The organism is Mesorhizobium sp. M1396, assembly GCF_040317725.1.
Classification (GTDB): Bacteria; Pseudomonadota; Alphaproteobacteria; order Rhizobiales; family Rhizobiaceae; genus Mesorhizobium.
Window position 1 is genome coordinate 16,920 of sequence record NZ_JAMYLA010000061.1, and the last position, 21,223, is coordinate 38,142.

Consider the following 21,223-nt stretch of genomic DNA (forward strand, 5'->3'; position numbering starts at 1 on the left):
CCTAGGCGGTCTTGCGAATTGGGTGGCGAGATCCGGACGACGGCTGTTGTTCCGCAGTCAGTTCCCCGGCAGTGACCAACCGGTTGCGGCCACTTTTCTTGCCGATATACATCAGCCGGTCGGCGAGAGCGACCAGTGCATCCGAATCGGCGGCATCCAGGGGATACATGGCGACACCGACGGTGCACCCGATCTGGATGGCGCTATCCGGCGCCGGGATTTTGATCTGCAGCCTTTCAAGGATGCGCTCGGCGACCCGCACCGCCTTTTGCCGCGCGAGGTCCGGCTCTCCCGAAAACAGGAAGGCGAACTCATCGCCACCGAGCCGTGCCACGAAATCGTCACTGCGCAGGATGGAGCGAAGGTTCTTCGACACGCGCTGCAGCAACGCATCGCCGGCCTCGTGGCCGAGCGTGTCGTTGACTTCCTTGAACCGGTCGAGATCGATGAACAGAAGTCCGGCCGCCTCGCCGGTGGCGCCGCAGCGCGCGACCACCGATTTCAGTTCGTCGTGGAAGGCGCGCCGGTTGGGCAAGTCGGTCAATGCATCGTGGTTGGCCGAATGGTCGCTCTGCAGCTTCGCCAGCTCGATCTCCCGCTTCTGCGCGGACAGCTCCTCGTTGGCTGCCTTCAGATCCAGCAGCAGCTGGGAATTGAGGTCCTCGACAACCTTGCGGTCGCTGATGTCGACGACGAAGCCTTCCAGGAACTCGAGTTCGCCGGTGTCGTCCCAGACACCGCCGCCGATCTCGCGGACCCACAGCGGTTCGCCGACCCGCGGGACGATGCGGTAGTCGACGTTCCAGTTGCAGCGCGTCTCGAGCGCGCCGTCGACGGCGGCGTAGACGGCGGCGAGATCATCCGGATGGATGGCCGAGACATAGTCGCGCACCGCGTTGTGAATGAAATCGCTCGGCCGATAACCGCTAACAGTGAGAATGCCGTCGCTGATGTAGAGCATGGTGTAGGACGCATCGTTGCGGCAGCGGTAGAGATAGCCGTCCATGCGGCCGGTGATGCTGAGAAGCGCGTCCAGGCGCTCGTCGTGGTAGGCCCCGTGGCCGACCGCGGATGCTGGAACTCCGTCATGCTTCATGGCCGCACCCCCGTTTGGCGGTCTGAGCGCGCCGTAGATGCCGTTACGGCATGTCGGCAAGAGGTTCTCTATATCAGCTGAATCTTATCAATCTCTTATGGGCTGACGTCCGGCGGCGTTCTGGACACCCGTCCCGTCAGAAAGCCAGGTCGTCGGCTTTTCGTCCGCGGCGCGGACCGTTTCGTCAAGCCCCCGCCGTGTACGCCGCAATCGCCGCCATGTTGACGATGTCGCTGTCCTTGGCATTCAGCGACACAATCTGCACCGGCTTGTTCAGCCCCACCAGCAGCGGGCCGATGACCGTCGAGCCGCCGAGTTCCTGCAGCATCTTGGTCGAGATCGAGGCCGAGTGGAAGGCCGGCATGATCAGCACATTGGCCGGGCCGGTCAGCCGGATGAACGGGTATTGCGCCATGGCGCGGGCGTTGAGCGCGACGTCGGCGGCCATCTCGCCGTCATACTCGAAATCGACGCGGCGCTTGTCGAGGATGCGCACGGCTTCCTGGACGCGTTCGGAGCGCTCGCCCTGCGGATGGCCGAAGGTCGAATAGGCAAGCATGGCGAGCCTCGGCTCGTAGCCCATGCGGCGGGCGAAGCCTGCCGCCTCCTCGGCGATGTCGGCGATCTGCTCGGCGTTCGGCATATCGTGCACGGCGGTGTCGGCGACCAGCACGGTCCTGCCCCGCGCCAGCACGATCGACACGCCGATGACGCGGTGGCCGGGCTTGGCATCGATGACGCGGCGGATGTCGTCGAGCGCGGTGGAATAGTTGCGGGTCACGCCCGTGACGATACCGTCGGCATCGCCCAGCGCCACCATGCAGGCGGCGAAGTGGTTGCGGTCGTTGTTGATCAGCCGCTGGCAGTCGCGGAACAGGAAGCCTTTGCGCTGCATGCGCTCGTAGAGATAGTCGGTGTAGATGCCGTTGCGGCGCGACAGCCGTGCATTGATGATCTCGATGCCTTGCTTGTTGAGGTCTATGCCGGCGAGCTTGGCGTTGTCCTTGATAACGTCGTCGCGGCCGAGCAGGATGGCGGTGCCGAGCTTCTGGTTCACATAGGAGACGGCGGCGCGCATAACCTGCTCCTCCTCGCCCTCGGCGAAGACCATGCGCTTGGGCTGGCGGCGCACGCGGTCGTAGATGCGCTGCAGGGTCGAGGCGATCGGGTCGCGGCGGGCGGATAGCTCCTGCGCGTAGCGGTCGAGGTCGAGGATCGGCTTGCGGGCGACGCCTGAATCCATCGCCGCCTTGGCCACCGCGATCGGAATGGCCGAGATCAGGCGCGGGTCGAACGGCACCGGGATGATGTAGTTGGGGCCGAATTTCGGCCGGTTGCCCTGATAGGCGGCGGCGACGTCGTCGGGCACGTCCTGGCGCGCCAACGCTGCCAGCGCCTGGGCGGCGGCGATCTTCATGTCGTCATTGATGGTGGTTGCCCTGACATCCAGCGCGCCGCGGAAGATGTAGGGAAAGCCGAGCACGTTGTTGACCTGATTGGGGTAATCCGAGCGCCCGGTGGCCATGATGGCGTCGGTGCGGATCTCGGCCACTTCCTCCGGCGTGATTTCCGGGTCGGGATTGGCCATGGCGAAGATGATCGGGTTCTTGGCCATCGACCGCACCATGGCGGTGGTCAGCGCACCCTTGGCGGAGAGGCCGAGGAAGACGTCGGCGCCGTCGAGCGCCTCGGCAAGGCTGCGCGCCTCGGTCTTGATCGCATGCGCCGACTTCCACTGGTTCATGCCTTCGGTGCGGCCTTGAAAGACCACGCCCTTGGTGTCGCACAAAGTGATGTTTTCGGGCGCGAAGCCCATCGCCTTCATCAGCTCGATACAGGCGATGCCGGCCGCACCGGCGCCGTTGCAGACCATCTTCGTGGTCTTCATGTCGCGGCCGGTGACCTCCAGCGCGTTGATCAGGCCGGCGGCCGAGATGATGGCGGTGCCGTGCTGGTCGTCGTGGAAGACCGGGATGTCCATCAATTCGCGCAGCCGCTGCTCGATGATGAAGCACTCCGGCGCCTTGATGTCCTCCAGGTTGATGCCGCCGAAAGAGGGCCCAAGGAAACGCACGCAGTTGATGAACTCGTCGGCATCCTCGGTGTCGACCTCGAGGTCGATGGAATCGACATCGGCGAAGCGCTTGAACAGCACCGCCTTGCCTTCCATCACCGGCTTGGAGGCCAGCGCGCCGAGATTGCCGAGGCCGAGGATGGCGGTGCCGTTGGAGATGACGGCGACCATGTTGCCGCGCGTCGTGTAGTCGAAGGCGCGGCTGGGGTCCTCGGCGATGGCCAGAACCGGAACCGCGACACCAGGCGAATAGGCGAGGCTCAGATCGCGTTGCGTTGCCATCGGCTTGGTGGCGACGACTTCCAGCTTGCCGGGGCGCCCCATGGCGTGGAATTCGAGCGCTTCCTGCGCGCTGACGGACGGACCGTTGTTCTCGGTTTTCCTGGCCATGATGTTCTTGATTTCCTCGCCGGTGCAGCACCTCGTTGAAGCGGGTGCTTTGTTTCGGTCCGAATTAAGACCACGCGCCGCCGCCTGTAAACCGCCAGCGCTCGGGAATCGCGGTTGGGCGAACGATTGCGGGCATCCGGCCGCCTCGGTCGTCCCCTGTTTTTCGAAGCCCCGGCATTAAACCGCGCCATCACATCTGCTAGCGTGCCGCGCATGAACATGCACATTCCAAACGAGCCGGATGCCCCCGAGGCCATGACGCCGTTGCCCACCGCCACTGCCGGCGCCACGCCGATGATAGAGCAGTTCATCGAGATCAAGGCGGCGAACCCGGATTCGCTGCTGTTCTACCGCATGGGCGATTTCTACGAACTGTTCTTCGACGATGCCGAGAAGGCGAGCCGGGCGCTGGGCATCGTGCTGACCAAGCGCGGCAAGTATCAAGGGCTCGACATTCCGATGTGCGGCGTGCCGGTGCATGCGGCCGACGATTATCTGCAGAAGCTGATCGGCCAGGGATTCCGCGTTGCCGTCTGCGAACAGATCGAGGATCCGGCCGAGGCGAAGAAACGCGGCTCAAAATCGGTGGTGCGCCGCGACGTGGTGCGACTGGTGACGCCGGGCACCATCACCGAGGACAAATTGCTGGCGCCATCGGAATCGAGTTTCCTGATGGCGCTGGGGCGGGTGAAGGGTGGCGGCAGCGATCACACCTTTGCGCTGGCCTGGATCGATATCTCGACCGGCGCTTTCCGCGTCACCGACACCACCGCCGACCGGCTGCTGGCCGACATCTTCCGTGTCGATCCGCGTGAATTGATCGTCGCCGAGCCGGTGTTCCATGATCCAGAGCTGAAGCCGGTGTTCGACGTGCTCGGCCGCGTCGCCAGCCCGCAGCCGCCGTCGCTGTTCGATTCGGCGTCGGCCACCGGGCGCATCGCCCGCTTCTTCGATGTGGCGACGCCGGACTCCTTTGGCGCCTTTTCGCGTGCCGAGCTGTCGGCGATCTCCGGCGCTATCGCCTATGTCGAGAAGACGCAGAAGGCCGAGCGCCCGCCGCTGTCACGGCCCGAGCGCGAGGAGCAGGGCTCGACGCTGTTCATCGATCCGGCGACGCGCGGCAACCTCGAACTGCTGCGCACACTGTCGGGCAGCCGCGAGGGCTCGCTGTTCAAGGCGATCGACCGCACGGTCACCGGCGGCGGTGCAAGGCTGCTCGCCGACCGGCTGATGGCACCGCTGACCGACCCGGCCGCGATCGGCGCCAGGCTGGATTCGGTGTCGTTCTTCCGGTCCGAAACCCGGCTTTGCCAAGCGGTGCGGTCGAGCCTCAAGAGCGTCGCCGACATGCCGCGCGCGCTGTCCAGGCTGGCGCTCAACCGGGGCGGCCCGCGCGATCTCGGCGCGCTGCGCGCCGGTTTCGAGGCGGCCGGCGCGATCGCCGAAATTTTTGCCGCGACCGCCCTGCCCCAGGAACTCACGGCGGCATTGGCCGCCATTCAGGCGCTGCCCCGAGCGCTTGCTCAGCATCTGACGCAGGCGCTTGGCGACGAACTGCCGCTGCTCAAGCGCGATGGCGGCTTCGTTCGCGGCGGCTACCATCCGGATCTCGACGAGATGCGGGCGCTGCGCGACGAATCGCGAAAAGTGATCGCCGGGCTGGAGCGCTCGCTGATCGACGAAACCGGCATCCGCTCGCTGAAGATCCGGCACAACAATGTGCTTGGCTACTACATCGAGGTGACCGCCAACCATCATGCAGTGATGACCGGCAGCGATGGCGCCAAGGCGCGCTTCATCCACCGCCAGACCATGGCCAACGCCATGCGTTTCACCACGACCGAGCTTGCCGAACTCGAGACCAAGATCGCCAATGCCGCCGACCGGGCGCTCAGCATCGAGCTGGCCGCCTTCGATGCGCTGACTGCGGAGGCGGTTGGCGAAGCCGAAAAGATCCGCGCCGGCGCCGATGCGCTGGCCGTGCTCGACGTGTCGGCGGCACTCGCGCTTTTGTCGGAAAGCGAAGCCTGGTGCCGGCCGGTGGTGGATTCGAGCCTTGCCTTCGAGATCGAGGGCGGGCGGCATCCGGTGGTCGAGCAGGCGCTGCGCCGCTCAGGCGAAGGCCCGTTCGTCGCCAATGATTGCGACCTGTCGCCGGAGGGTGCCAGGAACGGTGCGATCTGGCTTTTGACCGGCCCCAACATGGGCGGCAAGTCGACGTTCCTGCGGCAGAACGCGCTGATCGCCATCCTGGCCCAGACCGGCTCGTTCGTACCGGCGACATCGGCCCATATCGGTGTCGTCGACCGGCTGTTCTCGCGTGTCGGCGCCTCGGACGATTTGGCGCGCGGTCGCTCGACCTTCATGGTCGAGATGGTCGAGACGGCGGCGATCCTCAACCAGGCCGGCGAACGCGCGCTGGTGATCCTCGACGAGATCGGCCGCGGCACCGCCACCTTCGACGGCCTGTCAATCGCCTGGGCTGCGGTCGAATATCTGCACGAGAAGAACCGCTGCCGGGCGATCTTCGCCACCCATTTCCACGAGATGACGTCGCTCGCCGGCAAGCTGGCGCGATTGCACAACGTCACCATGCGGGTCAAGGAATGGGAAAATGACGTCGTCTTCCTGCATGAGGTCGGCAAGGGCGCCGCCGACCGATCGTATGGCGTGCAGGTGGCGCGGCTGGCCGGCCTGCCGGAGGCGGTGGTCGACCGGGCCAAGGAGGTGCTGCATCAACTCGAAGAAGGCGAAGTCTCAGGCAAGACCAACCGCCTGGTCGACGACCTGCCGCTGTTTTCGGTGGCGGTGAAGCGCGAAGCGCCGAAGCCGGCGAAAAACAATGCGCTCGGCGACGCGCTCGGCGCGATCAATCCCGACGAGATGACGCCGCGCGAGGCGCTGGAGGCGCTCTACCGGCTGAAGGGGCTGGCGAGCCGGTAAAGATCGGCAGGACAGAGGGGGGTGTGACGGAATGCGGCCTGCGCTATCAGCCCCTAGATCATCTCCAGCCCGCGCTTGCGTGTCGGCGGCGGGAAGGCGCGGTCGAGTTCGGCGAGGTCTTCGCCGGTAAGCTTGATGTCCAGCGCGGCGACATTCTGGCGGACATGTTCCTGGCTGCTGGCTTTTGGGATGGCGATGACGCTCTCCTGGTGCATCACCCAGGCCAAGGCGATTTGCGCCGGGGTCGCATTGTGACGGGTGGCGACGGCGTCGAGCCTGGCATTGCGCGCCAACGTGCCCTGCTCGACCGGCGAACAGGCCATCAAGGGGATGCCGCGCTGCCGGCTCCATGGCGCCAGGTCGAATTCGAGGCCACGCCGGACCAGATTGTAGAGCACCTGGTTGGTCTGGACATTGCCGCCGTCGGGCAAGCCGACCAACTCTTCCATCTCGTCGGCGTCGAAATTGCTGACGCCCCAGTGGCGGATCTTGCCGGCTGTTTTCAGGACCTCGAAGGCCGCGACCGTTTCCGCCAGCGGCACGCTGCCGGGCCAATGCAGCAGATAGAGATCGATGCGGTCGGTGCGCAGGCGCTTCAGGCTGTTTTCACAGGCGCGCTGCACGCCCGCGCGCGAAGCGTTCGATGGCAGAACTTTCGAGACCAGAAAGGTCTCGTCGCGGCGCCCGGCAACAGCCTCGGCCACCACCTCCTCGGCGCCGCCGCTTGCATACATTTCGGCGGTGTCGATGAGCGTGATGCCGAGATCGAGGCCGAGCTTGAGGGCATTCACCTCATCGGCACGGCGGCTGATAGCCTCGCCCATCCTCCAAGTGCCTTGACCAAGCACCTGAACGGCTTCGCCTGAGGGCAGTTTGGTGGTTCTGATGGTCGATGGCATGGCGGGCTCCAGTTGGGGCCGGATCGCATCACAGGCTGGGCGAGAAATCCAGAGGCGTTCCCGCCGCCTTGGCGATTGCCTGAACCCTACTTCACCGGATGAGCGGCGAGCCATGCCTGCATCTGCTTGATCTCGGCTTCCTGCGCGGCGATGACGCCTTCGGCGAGCTTGCGGATTTCCGGATCCTTGCCGTTGGCAAGCACGACTTTGGCCATGTCGATGGCACCTTGATGGTGCGGGATCATACCTTTGACGAAATCGGCATCGGCATTGCCGGTGTACTCGGACGCCATCATGTCGGCATGCATCTTGTCCATCGCCGCCTTGTAGCCTTCGGTCGAAGGACTGGTCGCGTCCGTCGCCATGGCGCCCATGTCGTGTTTCATCTCTTCGCTCCGCGCCGGAACGCTTTCGAGGAAGACGGCAACCAGCATTCCGGCCGCCATCAGCAAAAGCACGAGTTTTTTAGCCAAGGTCATTCATGGTCTCCTGTTGGGTAGGTTTCGTATTTGGGGGCTTGGATCAGAGTTTCAATGTTCTCAGCCGCAGGGCGTTTGATATCACCGACACCGAGGACAGGCTCATCGCCGCCGCCGCCAGCATCGGCGACAAAAGCGTGCCGGTGAGCGGATAGAGCACACCGGCGGCGACCGGCACGCCAAGCACATTGTAGAGGAAGGCGAAGAACAGGTTCTGGCGGATGTTGCGGATCGTCGCCTGGGCCAGCGTGCGCGCCCGCACGATGCCGTTGAGGTCGCCCTTGACCAGCGTGATGCCGGCGCTTTCGACCGCGACATCGGCACCGGTGCCCATGGCGATGCCGACGTCGGCGGCGGCAAGCGCGGGTGCGTCGTTGACGCCGTCGCCGGCCATGGCGACGCCCGCGCCTTTGGCGCGCAGTTCCTCGACGAGGGCTGCCTTCTGTTCCGGAAGCAGGCCTGCGCGAACCTCATCGATGCCAAGGCTTCTGGCGATGGCGTTGGCCGTGCGTTCATTGTCGCCGGTCGCCATGATGATCCTCAAGCCGCTGTCATGCAGCGCCTTGATTGCCTCGGCGGTGGTCGCCTTCACCGGGTCGGCGACGGCGACAAGGCCGGCCAGTTTGTTGCCGACGGCGACGAACATCGCCGTCTTGCCTTCTGTCTGCAGTGCCTCGGCCCTAGCCGAGACTGACCCGGTGTCGATGCCCAGATCGGCCATCATCGCGGCATTACCGAGCGCGACCTTCTTTCCCGACACCGTGCCGGAAACGCCCTTGCCGGTGACCGCCTCGAAGCCGCTGGCCTCGGCAACGGTCACACCGCGCGTGGCGGCGCCTTCGACGATGGCTTCGGCCAGCGGATGCTCCGAGCCTTTTTCCAAACCCGCGGCAAGTGCCAGCAATTCGTCTTCGGAAAAGCCGTTTGCCGCAACGACGTCGGTCAGTTTCGGCCGGCCCTCGGTCAGCGTACCCGTCTTGTCGACGATCAGTGTGTCGACGGAGGCGAAGCGTTCGAGCGCGGCGGCTTCCTTGATAAGCACGCCGGCGTGCGCCCCGCGCCCGGTGGCGGTCATGATCGACATCGGCGTGGCGAGGCCGAGCGCACAGGGGCAAGCGATGATCAGCACCGACACAGCGGAGACGATGGCAAAGATCAGGCTCGGCTCGGGTCCAATCACGGCCCAGGCGATGAAAGCGGCGATCGCGACAAGGACGACGGTCGGCACAAAGTAGAAAGAAACGCGATCGGCCAACCCTTGAATCGGGGCGCGCGAGCGTTGCGCCTTGGCGACGAGTTCGACAATGCGCGCCAGCGTCGTCTCGGAGCCGATCCGCTCGGCGCGCATGATCAGCGAACCTTGTCTGTTGAGCGTGCCGCCGGTCAAGGCATCGCCTTCGGTCTTTTCGACCGGCAACGGTTCACCCGTGATCATCGATTCGTCGACCGAGGAACGGCCTTCCAGCACCGTGCCGTCGACCGGCACCGCGTCGCCGGGACGGATGCGCAGGCGATCGCCGGCCTTGACCGCGTCAAGCGGCACATCGCTTTCGGAACCGTCGGCGGCGATCAGCCGCGCGGTCTTCGGCGCGAGATCAAGCAAGGCGCGGATCGCCGATCCGGTTTTTTCACGGGCACGCAGTTCCAGCACCTGGCCGAGGAAAACCAGCGCGACAATGACGGCGGCAGCCTCGAAATAGACCGGCACGGCACCGCCATGGCCGCGGAACTGATGCGGAAAAATATCCGGAAACAGCGTGGCGACGACGCTGTAGAGATAGGCAGCACCAACACCGAGCGAGATCAGGGTCCACATGTTGGGGCTGCGGTTGAGGATCGAATCCCAGCCGCGATGAAAGAAGGGGAAGGCAGCCCAAAGAACCACCGGACTTGCCAGGACCAGCTCGATCCAGACCTTTGTCCGATCCTCGACCAGGCCTTCAAACGTCAGGCCGAGCATGGGCGCCATGGCTATGATCAGAAGGGGGACCGACAGGGCCGCGCTCACCCAGAGCCGCCTGGTGAAATCGACCAGTTCGGGATTTGGCCCTTCATCGCCTGTCGGCACGCCCATCGGCTCCAGGGCCATGCCACAGATGGGGCAGGCGCCGGGCTTGTCGCGGACGATTTCGGGATGCATCGGGCAGGTGTATTGCGTGCCCTTGGGCATCTCCTGGGGCGCCGGCCTGTCGCCGAGATATTTTTGCGGCTCCGCTTCGAATTTCGCCTGGCAGCCAGCGGAGCAGAAGTAGAAACCCTGACCTTCGTGGCGGGCAAAGTGCCTGGCTGTCGCACGGTCGACGCTCATGCCGCAGACCGGATCGGTGGCCGTCAGGAATTTTTCCGGCTCGGCGACGAACTTCGTGCGGCAGCCTTGACTGCAGAAATGATAGAGATGGCCATCATGCTCGGCCGTCGGCTTGCCGGCGGCCGGGTCGACGGTCATGCCGCAGACCGGGTCGCGGACGACGGCCTGTGCGGTAGGTACTGCGCCCTTTACTGAACAGCAGCCGCCATGCGCGTGATGATCGTGATCGGAATGCGTCATGCGAAAAATGCCTCGATGGGTCGGTGTGTGACGCGGAGATAGGGCTTCCAGTAACTGGAAGGTCAAGGGCTGGTTTTGATTTTGTGGCGGCGGGTGTCGAATGTCCGCGGGGAGCTCGTCCTCCCGCCCCATACCCAGCGCCGCGAAAACGCGCTATAGACGCCGCCGAAAAGGCGAGGCCGACCCGGACATATGGCAAGAATCTCCCTGAAGCTCGACGAACTGATCGACGGCGAAGCCTTGCGCCGCGAGATGACCGCGCAGACCGCGGCCAAGGCGGGTGACGGCTCCGGACAGGCGGCGCGCAGCGGTGTGCTCCAGCTGCTCAAGGGGCGGCTGGCCGACGGGCGCGCCATTGCCGAACGCATGCTGCGGGACGACGGCGGCGGCAGTGCCTGCGCGGCGCGGCTGTCGCATCTCATGGACGAGATCATCCGGGCGCTTTACGATTTCGCCGTCACCCATGTCTACCGGATCAAGAACCCGTCTTCGGCGGAGCGCATGGCCGTCGTCGCTGTCGGCGGCTATGGCCGCGGCACGCTGGCGCCTGGGTCCGACATAGACCTGTTGTTCCTGCTGCCCTACAAGCAGACGCCATGGGGCGAACAGACCGTCGAATACATGCTCTACATGCTGTGGGACCTGGGGCTGAAGGTCGGTCACGCCACCCGCAACATCGACGAATGCCTTCGGCTGTCGCGCAACGACGTCACCATCCGCACCTCGATCCTCGAAGCGCGTTTCCTGTGGGGCGAGGAAAAACTCTATGACGAGCTGATGCTGCGCTTCGACCATGAGGTGGTGCGCACGACCGGTCCCGAATATGTCCAGGCCAAGCTTGCCGAACGCGACGACCGCCATGCCAAGGCCGGCGAAAGCCGCTATCTCGTCGAACCCAACGTCAAGGACGGCAAGGGCGGCTTGCGCGATCTGCAGACGCTGTTCTGGATCGGCAAATATTTCTACCGGGTGCGCACCGGCCAGGAACTGGTCGACAAGGGCGTCTTCACCGAGGGCGAATACCGGGAGTTCCAGAAGGCCGAGGATTTCCTGTGGGCGGTGCGTTGCCACATGCATTTCCTCACCGGCAAGGCCGAGGAACGGCTGCATTTCGACATTCAGCGCGAGATCGCCGAACGGCTCGGCTACACCACTCACCCCGGCCTGTCGGCGGTCGAGCGCTTCATGAAGCACTATTTCCTCGTCGCCAAGGATGTCGGCGACCTGACCCGCATCTTCTGCGCCGCGCTCGAAGAAGAGCAGGCCAAGCACGTGCCGGGCTTCAACCGTATCTTCCTCACCTTCTCGCGCCGCAAGCGCAAGCTGGCCGGCACGTCGGACTTCATTGTCGACAACCACCGCATCAACATCGCCGACGACCAGGTGTTCGAACGCGATCCGGTCAATCTTTTGAGATTGTTCTGGTTTGCCGACAAGCACGGCCTGGAGTTCCACCCCGATGCGCTGAAGCTGCTGACCCGCTCGCTCGGCCTGGTCAACAAGTCGTTGCGGCGCGACGAGGAGGCCAACCGGCTGTTCCTCGACATCCTGACCTCGGACCGCAATGCCGAACTCAATCTGCGCCGCATGAACGAGGCTGGGCTGCTCGGCAGACTGATCCCGGATTTCGGCAAGATCGTCGCCATGATGCAGTTCTCGATGTACCACCACTACACGGTGGACGAGCACCTGATCCGCTGCATCGGCGTGCTGGCCGAGATCGAGCGCGGCGACGGCGAAAAGGTCCATCCCCTCTCGCACACGCTGATGCCGGGGCTGAAGAAGAGCCGCGAGGCGCTCTATGTCGCCGTGCTGCTGCACGACATCGCCAAGGGCAGGCCTGAAGATCATTCCGAGGCCGGTGCCAGGATCGCGCGGCGCATCTGCCCGCATATGGGGCTGTCGCCGGCCGATACCGAAACCGTTGCCTGGCTGGTCGAGAACCACCTAGTGATGTCGATGACGGCCCAGACCCGCGACCTCAATGACCGCAAGACCATCGAGGATTTCGCCGCGATCGTGCAGTCGGTCGAGCGGCTGAAGCTGCTTTTGATCCTCACTGTCTGCGACATCAGGGGCGTTGGACCCGGTGTCTGGAACGGCTGGAAGGGCCAGTTGCTGCGCACGCTCTACTACGAGACCGAACTGCTTTTGACCGGTGGCTTCTCGGAAGTGTCGCGCGCCCAGCGCACGGCGGCGGCGCGAGAGCGTCTCGCCGAGGCACTTGCCAGTTGGCCGGACAAGGCTCGCAAGCGCTATGTCGGCCAGCACTACGAGAACTACCTTTTGACCGTCGATCTCGCCGACCAGCTGCGCCATGCCGAGTTCATCCGCGAGGCTGATGTGGCGGGCAAGAAGCTCGCCACCATGGTCATGACCCACCAGTTCGAGGCAGTGACCGAAATCACCGTGCTGGCGCAGGACCACCCCCGCCTGCTCTCGGTCATCGCAGGGGCTTGCGCCGGAGCCGGCGGCAACATCGTCGACGCACAGATATTCACGACGTCGGACGGCCGTGCCCTGGACACCATCCTGATCTCGCGAGAATTCGACCGCGACGAGGATGAGCGCCGACGTGCCGAGCGTGTCGGACGGCTGATCGAGGACGTGCTGTCTGGCAAGAGCTGGCTGCCGGAGATGATCGAGAAGCGCACCAAGCCGCGGCGCGGCGCCAAGGTGTTCAAGATCCCGCCGCGCGCCGAAATCCGCAACACGCTGTCGAACCGTTTTTCGGTCGTCGAGGTCGAGGGCCTGGACCGGCCGGGGCTGCTGTCGGAGATCACCGGAACGCTTTCCGACCTGTCGCTCGACATCGCATCGGCCCACATCACCACCTTCGGCGAGAAGGTCATCGACACCTTCTATGTCACCGACCTCACCGGCCAGAAGATCGACAGCCCGGCCCGCATCGCCACCATCCGCAACCGGCTGATGGCAACGCTCGAAGGCATCGTGCCCGAACGCGGCGGCAAGGCCAGGGCGGCGGCCGAGTGACCGCCGCCATCACTTTGTCCTTATCCCGCAGGCAGTCTCCAAACGCATGAGCCTCGTCAAGAAATTCGCAACGGTCGCTTCCGGCACGCTGATGAGCCGCGCGCTCGGCTTCGGCCGTGAGATGCTGATGGCGGCCGCACTCGGCACCGGACCGGTCGCCGACGCCTTCAACGCCGCCTTCCAGTTTCCCAACACGTTTCGCCGGCTGTTCGCCGAGGGCGCCTTCAACGCCGCCTTCGTGCCGCTGTTCGCGAAGGAGATCGAGACCCACGGCACCGACGGCGCCAAGCGCTTTTCCGAGGAAGTGTTCGGTGTGCTGTTCACGGCGCTGCTGGCGCTGACGATCATCATGGAACTGTCGATGCCGCTGATCGTGCGCTACCTGGTGGCGCCGGGTTTTGCCGGCACACCGGGGAAATTCGACACCACGGTGACGCTGGCGACGATCATGTTCCCCTATCTGATCTGCATGTCGCTGGGCGCCATGATGGCGGGTATGCTGAATTCGCTGCGCCGCTATTTCGCAGCGGCAGTGGCACCGGTGTTCCTCAACGTCATCCTGATCAGCGTGCTCGCCTATGCCTGGTACAAGGGCTCCGACGCACTCACCGTCGGCTACGGGCTGTCCTGGGGCGTGCTTGCCGCCGGGCTGGTGCAACTGGCGATCGTCTGGGTGGCGGTGCGCCATGCGGGCATCTCGATCGGCTTCCGCCGTCCGAAAATGACGCCCGCTGTCAAGCGGCTGCTGATCCTGGCGCTGCCGGCGGCAATCACCGGCGGCATCACTCAGATCAACCAGCTGATCGGCACGGCGATCGCCTCGGCGCAAAACAGCGCTGTCTCTTCGCTTGCCTATGCCGACCGCATCTACCAGTTGCCGCTCGGCGTGGTCGGCGTGGCGGTGGCGATCGTGCTGTTGCCCGAACTGTCCCGGGCGCTGAAGTCGGGCAATCTGATCGAAGCGGCCAATCTGCAGAACCGCTCGGTCGAGTTCACGCTGTTTCTGACCCTGCCGGCTGCAGCCGCGCTCTGGGTGATGTCGGAACCGATTGTGCGGCTGGTCTATGAGCGCGGCGCGTTTGCCGCCAACGGTTCGACACCGACGGTGGCGGCGATTCTGGCGATCTTCGGCCTCGGCCTGCCGGCCTTCGTGCTGATCAAGGCGTTCACCCCGGGCTATTTCGCCCGCGAGGACACGCGCGCGCCGATGATTTTTGCCGCCATCTCGGTGGCGGTGAACGTGACGACGGCGCTGACGCTGTTCCCCCGGATGGGCGCGCCCGGCATCGCGGTGGCCTCGGCCGTCGCCGGCTGGGTCAACGCGCTGATGCTGCTCGGCGTCTTGATCCGGCGCGGCCATTGGGGCCGCGACGTGCCGCTGATGAAACGCATTCCACGGCTGGTGCTGTCGGCGGTGGTGATGGGGGCGGCGCTCTATTTCGCCGAGCACTGGTTCGCCGTCAGGCTCGGACCCGGCTCGCCGCTGGTCGTCAAGGCGACGACGCTGCTGTCGCTGGTCGCCGGCGGAGCGCTGCTCTACTTCATCACCGCATTTGCCACCGGCGGCGCCGACTTCGGCATGATCCGGCGCAATGTTGGGCGGAAGGGCACGCCCCCTGTCAAGGAACAGTCTCCAGATCCGTGAGCCCAACTGTATTGACCCCGTCGACAAGCATCAGTCTTCGCCAGACAATTCGTCGTAGACCGGGCGTCGATGTTGATGTCGACGGGCATTTATTTCTCATCAGATCGTATGCAGAATATATCCCACAATATCATGAATGCCGATGTCTGCGCTCATTGCCCTGCCGGGCATTTCTCCCCGTAAACGGGGAGAAAGTAGCTGACCGCAACGCGGCGCGTTTCTTGCAGCGCTGGCGATTAGCGAAACCGGTGATGACGGCCTCTTTCTCCCCGTCTCTATACGGGAAATGTCCGGCAGGACAATGAGGGGCGGCGCCAAGCTGGCAGGTCAAGAGACCAGCGCTACAAGCGCGCTCCCAACAACATGGGAACAAGCAAACCGACCTGACGCAATTGCTCCGCCGCGATCACCGAACCTCTTGATCCGCTCCACACTCTCGTCCATAAGCGCGCCGTCGCAAGACTTTCGCCGCGCGCGAAACGGCCCTCCACAAGCCTTGAGGAAACCATGACAGCCTTCAAGCCACTCGTCTTTTCCGGCGTCCAGCCGACCGGTAATCTGCATCTCGGCAACTATCTCGGCGCCATCAAGAAATTCGTCGCCCTGCAGGACACTTCCGACTGCATCTATTGCGTCGTCGACCTGCATTCGCTGACCGCCCAACTCGTTTATGAAGACCTCGCCGACCAGACGCGGTCGATCACCGCGGCGTTCCTGGCCTCGGGAATCGACCCGACGAAGCACATCGTCTTCAACCAGTCGCGTGTGATGCAGCATGCGGAGCTTGCCTGGATCTTCAATTGCGTGGCGCGCATCGGCTGGATGAACCGCATGACGCAGTTCAAGGACAAGGCCGGCAAGGACCGCGAGAACGCGTCGCTCGGCCTGCTTGCCTATCCGAGCCTGATGGCTGCCGACATTCTGCTCTATCGTGCAACGCATGTCCCGGTGGGTGAGGACCAGAAGCAGCATCTGGAGCTGACCCGCGACATCGCGCAGAAATTCAACAACGACTTCTCCGGCCGCATCGCCGGTCTTGGCGTCGGCGTCGAGATGCAGGTTGGCGAAGAGACCGTGAACGGTTATTTCCCGCTGACCGAGCCGGTGATCGGCGGGCCGGCGGCGCGCATCATGTCGCTACGCGACGGCTCGAAGAAGATGTCGAAGTCGGATCCGTCGGACCTGTCGCGCATCAACCTGACCGACGATGCCGACGCCATCTCGAAGAAGATCCGCAAGGCCAAGACCGACCCGGAAGCGTTGCCGAGCGAGCTGGACGGTCTGGCCGCCCGGCCCGAGGCGGAAAACCTGGTCGGCATCTATGCTGGCCTCGCCGAGATGTCGAAGGCGGATGTGCTCAAGGAGTTCGCCGGCCAGCAGTTTTCGGTGTTCAAGCCGGCGTTGGCCGACCTTGCGGTGGAAAGACTGGCGCCGATCGCCAGCGAGATGCGCCGCATTTCCGACGACCGCACCTATGTCGACGCGGTGCTCAAGGACGGCGGCGAGCGCGCCGGCGTGCTGGCCGAAGCGACGATGAAGACGGTCCGCGACATCATCGGGTTGCTGCAGGCCTGATCTCGCTGCCGCACTGCACCATACTGCCCCAAGGCCGGCGGCTTGCCGCCGGTCCGTGGCGGTGGCAGATTACGGCCTCAGTAACACCGAGTAGAAGACATGGTCTCCAAACGCCTCAGCCGCGAAGCCGGCCATCGCCGCAAGTTCCTGGCGATCATCGACGACACGCCGGAGTGTGAGCGCGCAGTCGCCTACGCCTCGAAGCGGGCGCAGAGCACCAGCGGCACGCTGGTGCTGCTCTATGTCATCGAGCCGGATGATTTCCAGCACTGGCTGGGCGTCGAGAAGATCATGCGCGAGGAGGCGACCGCCACGGCGCGCGCAGCACTCGACAGCTATGCCAGCAAGGTGCGCCAGAAGCTTGGCATCGAGCCGGAGATGGTGGTGCGCGAAGGCAAGCCGACGGAAGAGATCCACAAATTGATCGAGGAAGACCAGGACATCGCCATCCTGGTGCTGGCCGCCGGTGCGGGCAAGGAAGGCCCGGGGCCGCTGGTCGGCGCCGTGGCCGGCAAGGGTGCCGCCTTCCCGATCCCGGTGACGGTCGTGCCGCAGAACCTTTCGGACGAGGAGATCGACAGCCTCGCCTGAGATGTATCGATGTCGGGGTGATGCCGGCCTGACCTCAATCTCGACACACCTTCGAGCACCTACCGAGGCGCGCAAAAACATTCCGCCAGCCAGCCATTCCGGCGATGCGTTTCGCTTGAATGTCCAGCCGATTGAGCCTATTTAGAATTATTCCAAACTAGCTGCCCGAAACGGGCACGGAGATGGCCATGTTCATCCAGACCGAATCGACGCCAAATCCGGCGACGCTGAAATTCCTGCCCGGCAAGGAAGTGCTTCTGGAAGGCACCGCCGATTTCCGCGATGCCGACAGCGCCGCACTTGCCTCGCCGCTGGCGGGCCGGCTGTTCGAGATTCCCGGCGTCACCGGTGTTTTCTTCGGCTATGACTTCATCACCGTGACCAAGGACGGCCCCGACTGGCAGCATCTGAAGCCGGCGATCCTCGGCGCCATCATGGAGCATTTCATGTCCGGCGCGCCTGTCATGGCCAAGGCCGGTCCTGCCGCCGAGACCAGCCTGACCGGCGAGTTCTACGACAAGGCCGACGAGGAACTGGTCATCACCATCAAGGAACTGCTCGATACGCGGGTGCGCCCGGCGGTCGCCCAGGATGGCGGCGACATCACCTTCCGCGGCTTCGAGAACGGCACGGTGTTCCTGCACATGAAAGGCGCCTGCGCCGGCTGCCCGTCATCGACGGCGACGCTGAAGCACGGCATCCAGAACCTTCTGCGTCACTTCGTGCCGGAAGTGCAGCAGGTCGAGCAGGTCTCCTGACCGTTCAACTCGCCGTCTTGCCGGCTAACAAACTCGATCCATCGCAAAAAACAAAAAACCGGGCCAAATTGCCCGGTTTTTTGTTTGGGACGTCCGTTGTTGCCTAGACGGTCCGCGTATGAAAGCTGCCTCTATCCGATCATGATTTTCCCGAGAACCGATACCGCTTTCTCGGAATCATGATCTAAAGAACAATGACCTTGGCGCCGACCGAGGCGCGGTCATAGAGGTCGATAATGTCCTGATTCATCAGGCGGATGCAGCCCGACGACATCGCTTTGCCAATCGAATTCCATTCCGGGCTGCCATGCAGGCGATAGCCCGAGTCACCGCCCTTGTTGAACAGGTACATGGCGCGCGCACCGAGCGGGTTCTTCAGGCCCGGCTCCATGCCGCTGGCAAACTTTTCCAGTTCGGGCTGGCGCTGGATCATCTGCCGCGGCGGCGTCCAGGTCGGCCATTCGCGCTTCAGCGCGATGTGGGCGGTGCCATGCCACTCGAATCCTTCACGGCCGACGCCGATGCCGTAGCGAATTGCCCTTCCGTCATCTTCGATGAAGTAGAGGAACTTGTTTTGCGTATCGACGATGATGGTGCCCGGTTTTTCCGGGCTGTCGTAGTTCACTTCCTGCCGATGGTACTTCATCGGCACTTTCTCGATCGGGATGCGCGGCAGTTGGTAACCGGCGTCGGTGACGGCGCCGTAGTCGTTGGAGAAAATCCGCGAGCCGATGGTGCTGCAACCGGCGATAGCAGTGGACAGCGCCAGTGCGGCGACGATAGCAAACGACTTCATGCGCATCAGGTGATCCGGTGCCCCGCCCCAACTTCGGCGGCACGAGTCGGCCGCTTTCTCTCAATCATTCATGCTGGCATTTGCTTTGCTTGCCAAGCGCGCGATGCCTATATGCCGGAGTTGACGTGCTGGTAAGCGCACTACTATGGCATTTCGGCAACAGCCCTCACAGGATTGTGGAGGAAATTCAATGACCGGGCCCACGGCTTCGTCAGGAATCGAGGAGAACCATCATGAATGTCGGTGACGCCGCCCACCGCTCCGGCCTGCCGGCCAAGACCATCCGCTACTATGAAGAGATCGGCCTGATCGCCCCGGCGCGCGCCGCCAACGGCTACCGCGACTATTCCGGAGACGACATCCACCGGCTGACCTTTTTGCGCCGCGCGCGCAATCTCGGCTTTTCCATCGATGATTGCCGGCAGCTGATGGCGCTTTACAAGGACCGCGGCCGCGCCAGCCACGACGTGCGCGAGATCGCCGCCGCCCATGTCGCGGCGATCGAGGAGAAGGTGCGCGAACTGCAGTCGATGCGCTCGACCTTGCAGAAGCTGATCCACGCCTGCCATGGCGACGAAAGGCCGGATTGCCCGATCCTTGATGACATGGCGGGGGCGACGTTGCTCAGCGACAAGGGTGCTTCGGCCCCTGCATAAGGACTTCGCGTCGACCATATGAGCGGCGCCTTGGCGCACGGATTGTCGAGCAGGCGCTAAAAAGGTCCGCCGCCGGCCGCACGGCAGTTCGATCGGCACAATTTCCTTCGATATCTGGGCGCGTCAATCGACCGCACTATTTCATCCTTGTCGCAATGATCAACGATGGAGGTTGGCATGGATCGGCGATTGTTCCTGACTGGAATGCTTGGAATGGCGGGGGCCGCGACCGTGGTCGCACTTGCGCGCCCCGCCACTGCGTTGGCCGGCATCCCGAATACGGGACCCGGCATTCTCGATGAACTCGACAAACTGTCCGACGATATTCTCGACCAGGATGGTCCTGACGTCCAAGACGGCATCGAGCTCGTGCGGCATCGCAGGTGGCATCGCCGCCGTCGCGGGTGGAGACGGGTTTGCCGTCGCTATTGGCGTCACGGTTACTGGCGCCGCAGGTGTTTCCGCAGATCCTTCTGGATCCGCTTCTGACCGAGGCCGGCAAACAAGAAGTCGCATTCGTCGGGCCTGCGCCGTCGCTGTCGGCTAGACTTCCGATCAGGGCAAAAAAGGCCCGCCGCTGTGGGGCGGCGGGCAGTCTCTGGAGTGCCAGGGGATCAACCCGGCATTGGGTCAACGAGCGGGCCATGGGTTGGTTGCAAAAAGGCACATGGGCATTCGATTGTACGATCATAACCAAGCAGCCAGGCGCATTGCCCACCTTTTGAGCCGCGCTAAACTTGAAAGGCGGCAATCCCAAATCCGCCGCAGATGGCCGACGCGATTAGGCAATGTCACCGGCATCCGCGTCGGCCATTTTGGCGACGAACATACATTTGAGGCGCGGGGGCGAGTTGTCATCCTGATGACCGGCACTACCTTTGATGGGGCGGGTCGACGCGACTTACATGTCGACTGACTAAAGTGGCGGCACGTCCAATGGACATTTCCGGAACTGTCGGATTTTTGCGTATGAACCTCGGACTTTGGCCCCATTTTCCAGCTGTTGATGGAAGACGGCGGCCCGGTGGCCTTTCCTTTGGGTGGACCGCTACCGGGCCTGACCGGAGCGGGGTGTAAGGGGGGAGCTCCGGCTGCCTCCTAAAATACCACCTTTCCGTTATATGCGCGCTAGCTAATTTAAAGAGAGGCTATGCGCCTGCCGCTGGGCGGGAGTCATCAGGGGGAACGAACGTGGCGCAGCGGTGGGCCGGAGTCTGTCAAATATAAAATCGCCTTGCTGTGACCGCTCCAGGCACCTGCATGAAGCGTTGCTGAAGGCCGAGGCGCAGGCTACTTCGACGGTACGGTTTTTACCAAGCTCTCGCCTTTTGTCTCCGGATGCTAGTCTGGTGGGGCGGCATACCCCCAAAAATCGCCGCAGTGGCCGACGCGGCTTCGGCAATGCCGTCCCACCGGCATGCGCCGGCCACTTCTTGGCTCGTCGCCGAGTTGGCGAATCCGGGTGCGCTGATATGAATCGCGCATGGGGATGGTGCGGTCTCTTTGGAGCGTTCCAGGACATCAGGATTCTTTGATCCATTCCTCGCAAATGGGAAGGCACCAATCAGAGATGCGATCCAACGCAGGCTCAGCAGCAGCACTTCCCATGGCGTTTGGGGCATGACGTCGCCTCCCTCTCTTGGCAATTTATTGTTCGAGGATTATATTCCTATTTCCCCAAGTTTGTCAATCGCCCCAGGGGAATCGGGTGAGTTAATTATCGTGAGATGACGCTTACGAGGAATTCGTCGTCCCAGGCCGCCACTTTTCGTTTCAATC

At 63.7% G+C, this 21,223-nt stretch carries 14 protein-coding genes; 7 read left to right on the top strand and 7 right to left on the bottom strand.

Features of this window, described 5'->3' with window-relative positions:
- Position 1 precedes the first annotated feature (1 nt).
- Both NKH02_RS29175 and NKH02_RS29180 read right to left on the bottom strand, forming a co-directional pair.
- Positions 2–1,096, bottom strand: coding sequence for a diguanylate cyclase domain-containing protein (locus tag NKH02_RS29175; RefSeq protein WP_352883137.1), 1,095 nt, complete (start codon positions 1,094–1,096; stop codon positions 2–4).
- Positions 1,097–1,280: 184 nt separating this feature from the next.
- Positions 1,281–3,560, bottom strand: coding sequence for an NADP-dependent malic enzyme (locus NKH02_RS29180; protein WP_352883138.1), 2,280 nt, complete (start codon positions 3,558–3,560; stop codon positions 1,281–1,283).
- A 213-nt stretch (positions 3,561–3,773) separates the two neighbouring features.
- On the opposite strand from NKH02_RS29180, the gene mutS reads away from it, so the two are divergent.
- A complete protein-coding gene (gene mutS / locus NKH02_RS29185) occupies positions 3,774–6,503 on the top strand; it encodes a DNA mismatch repair protein MutS (RefSeq protein WP_352883139.1) in 2,730 nt (909 codons plus the stop codon).
- A gap of 53 nt (positions 6,504–6,556) precedes the next feature.
- Here the strand turns inward: mutS and NKH02_RS29190 are convergent, their stop codons facing one another.
- The 3 genes from NKH02_RS29190 to NKH02_RS29200 all read right to left on the bottom strand — a co-directional run bounded on the left by NKH02_RS29190 (position 6,557) and on the right by NKH02_RS29200 (position 10,429).
- Positions 6,557–7,402, bottom strand: a complete 846-nt coding sequence (locus NKH02_RS29190) for an aldo/keto reductase (protein ID WP_352883140.1) — start codon at positions 7,400–7,402, stop codon at positions 6,557–6,559.
- A gap of 86 nt (positions 7,403–7,488) precedes the next feature.
- The gene (copM, locus tag NKH02_RS29195) at positions 7,489–7,881 is read right to left on the bottom strand and encodes a CopM family metallochaperone (protein ID WP_352883141.1); all 393 of its coding nucleotides are present in this window, start codon (positions 7,879–7,881) and stop codon (positions 7,489–7,491) included.
- 43 nt (positions 7,882–7,924) lie between these two features.
- Complete coding sequence (locus tag NKH02_RS29200) at positions 7,925–10,429, bottom strand: heavy metal translocating P-type ATPase (RefSeq protein ID WP_352883142.1); 2,505 nt, start codon at positions 10,427–10,429, stop codon at positions 7,925–7,927.
- A 192-nt stretch (positions 10,430–10,621) separates the two neighbouring features.
- Here NKH02_RS29200 and NKH02_RS29205 point away from each other — a divergent pair, with 192 nt between their 5' ends.
- The 5 genes from NKH02_RS29205 (at position 10,622) to NKH02_RS29225 (ending at position 17,992) form a co-directional block, all read left to right on the top strand.
- Positions 10,622–13,423, top strand: a complete 2,802-nt coding sequence (locus tag NKH02_RS29205) for a [protein-PII] uridylyltransferase (RefSeq protein WP_352883143.1) — start codon at positions 10,622–10,624, stop codon at positions 13,421–13,423.
- 46 nt (positions 13,424–13,469) lie between these two features.
- The gene (gene murJ / locus NKH02_RS29210) at positions 13,470–15,068 is read left to right on the top strand and encodes a murein biosynthesis integral membrane protein MurJ (protein ID WP_352868979.1); all 1,599 of its coding nucleotides are present in this window, start codon (positions 13,470–13,472) and stop codon (positions 15,066–15,068) included.
- Between the two features lie 507 nt (positions 15,069–15,575).
- Positions 15,576–16,643 (top strand): tryptophan--tRNA ligase, encoded by a 1,068-nt coding sequence (trpS, locus tag NKH02_RS29215; RefSeq protein ID WP_352868984.1) that lies wholly within the window; start codon positions 15,576–15,578, stop codon positions 16,641–16,643.
- Between the two features lie 99 nt (positions 16,644–16,742).
- Positions 16,743–17,234, top strand: coding sequence for a universal stress protein (locus NKH02_RS29220; RefSeq protein ID WP_352634367.1), 492 nt, complete (start codon positions 16,743–16,745; stop codon positions 17,232–17,234).
- A gap of 188 nt (positions 17,235–17,422) precedes the next feature.
- The gene (locus NKH02_RS29225; RefSeq protein ID WP_352868987.1) at positions 17,423–17,992 is read left to right on the top strand and encodes a NifU family protein; all 570 of its coding nucleotides are present in this window, start codon (positions 17,423–17,425) and stop codon (positions 17,990–17,992) included.
- 184 nt (positions 17,993–18,176) lie between these two features.
- On the opposite strand, the gene NKH02_RS29230 is transcribed toward NKH02_RS29225, so the two are convergent.
- On the bottom strand, positions 18,177–18,794 hold the full coding sequence (locus NKH02_RS29230) for a L,D-transpeptidase (protein WP_352868990.1): 618 nt from the start codon (positions 18,792–18,794) through the stop codon (positions 18,177–18,179).
- Positions 18,795–19,021: 227 nt separating this feature from the next.
- Here NKH02_RS29230 and cueR point away from each other — a divergent pair, with 227 nt between their 5' ends.
- Positions 19,022–19,444, top strand: coding sequence for a Cu(I)-responsive transcriptional regulator (cueR, locus tag NKH02_RS29235; protein WP_352868993.1), 423 nt, complete (start codon positions 19,022–19,024; stop codon positions 19,442–19,444).
- A 159-nt stretch (positions 19,445–19,603) separates the two neighbouring features.
- On the opposite strand, the gene NKH02_RS29240 is transcribed toward cueR, so the two are convergent.
- Positions 19,604–19,822, bottom strand: coding sequence for a hypothetical protein (locus NKH02_RS29240; protein ID WP_352883144.1), 219 nt, complete (start codon positions 19,820–19,822; stop codon positions 19,604–19,606).
- Between the last annotated feature and the right edge of the window lie 1,401 nt (positions 19,823–21,223).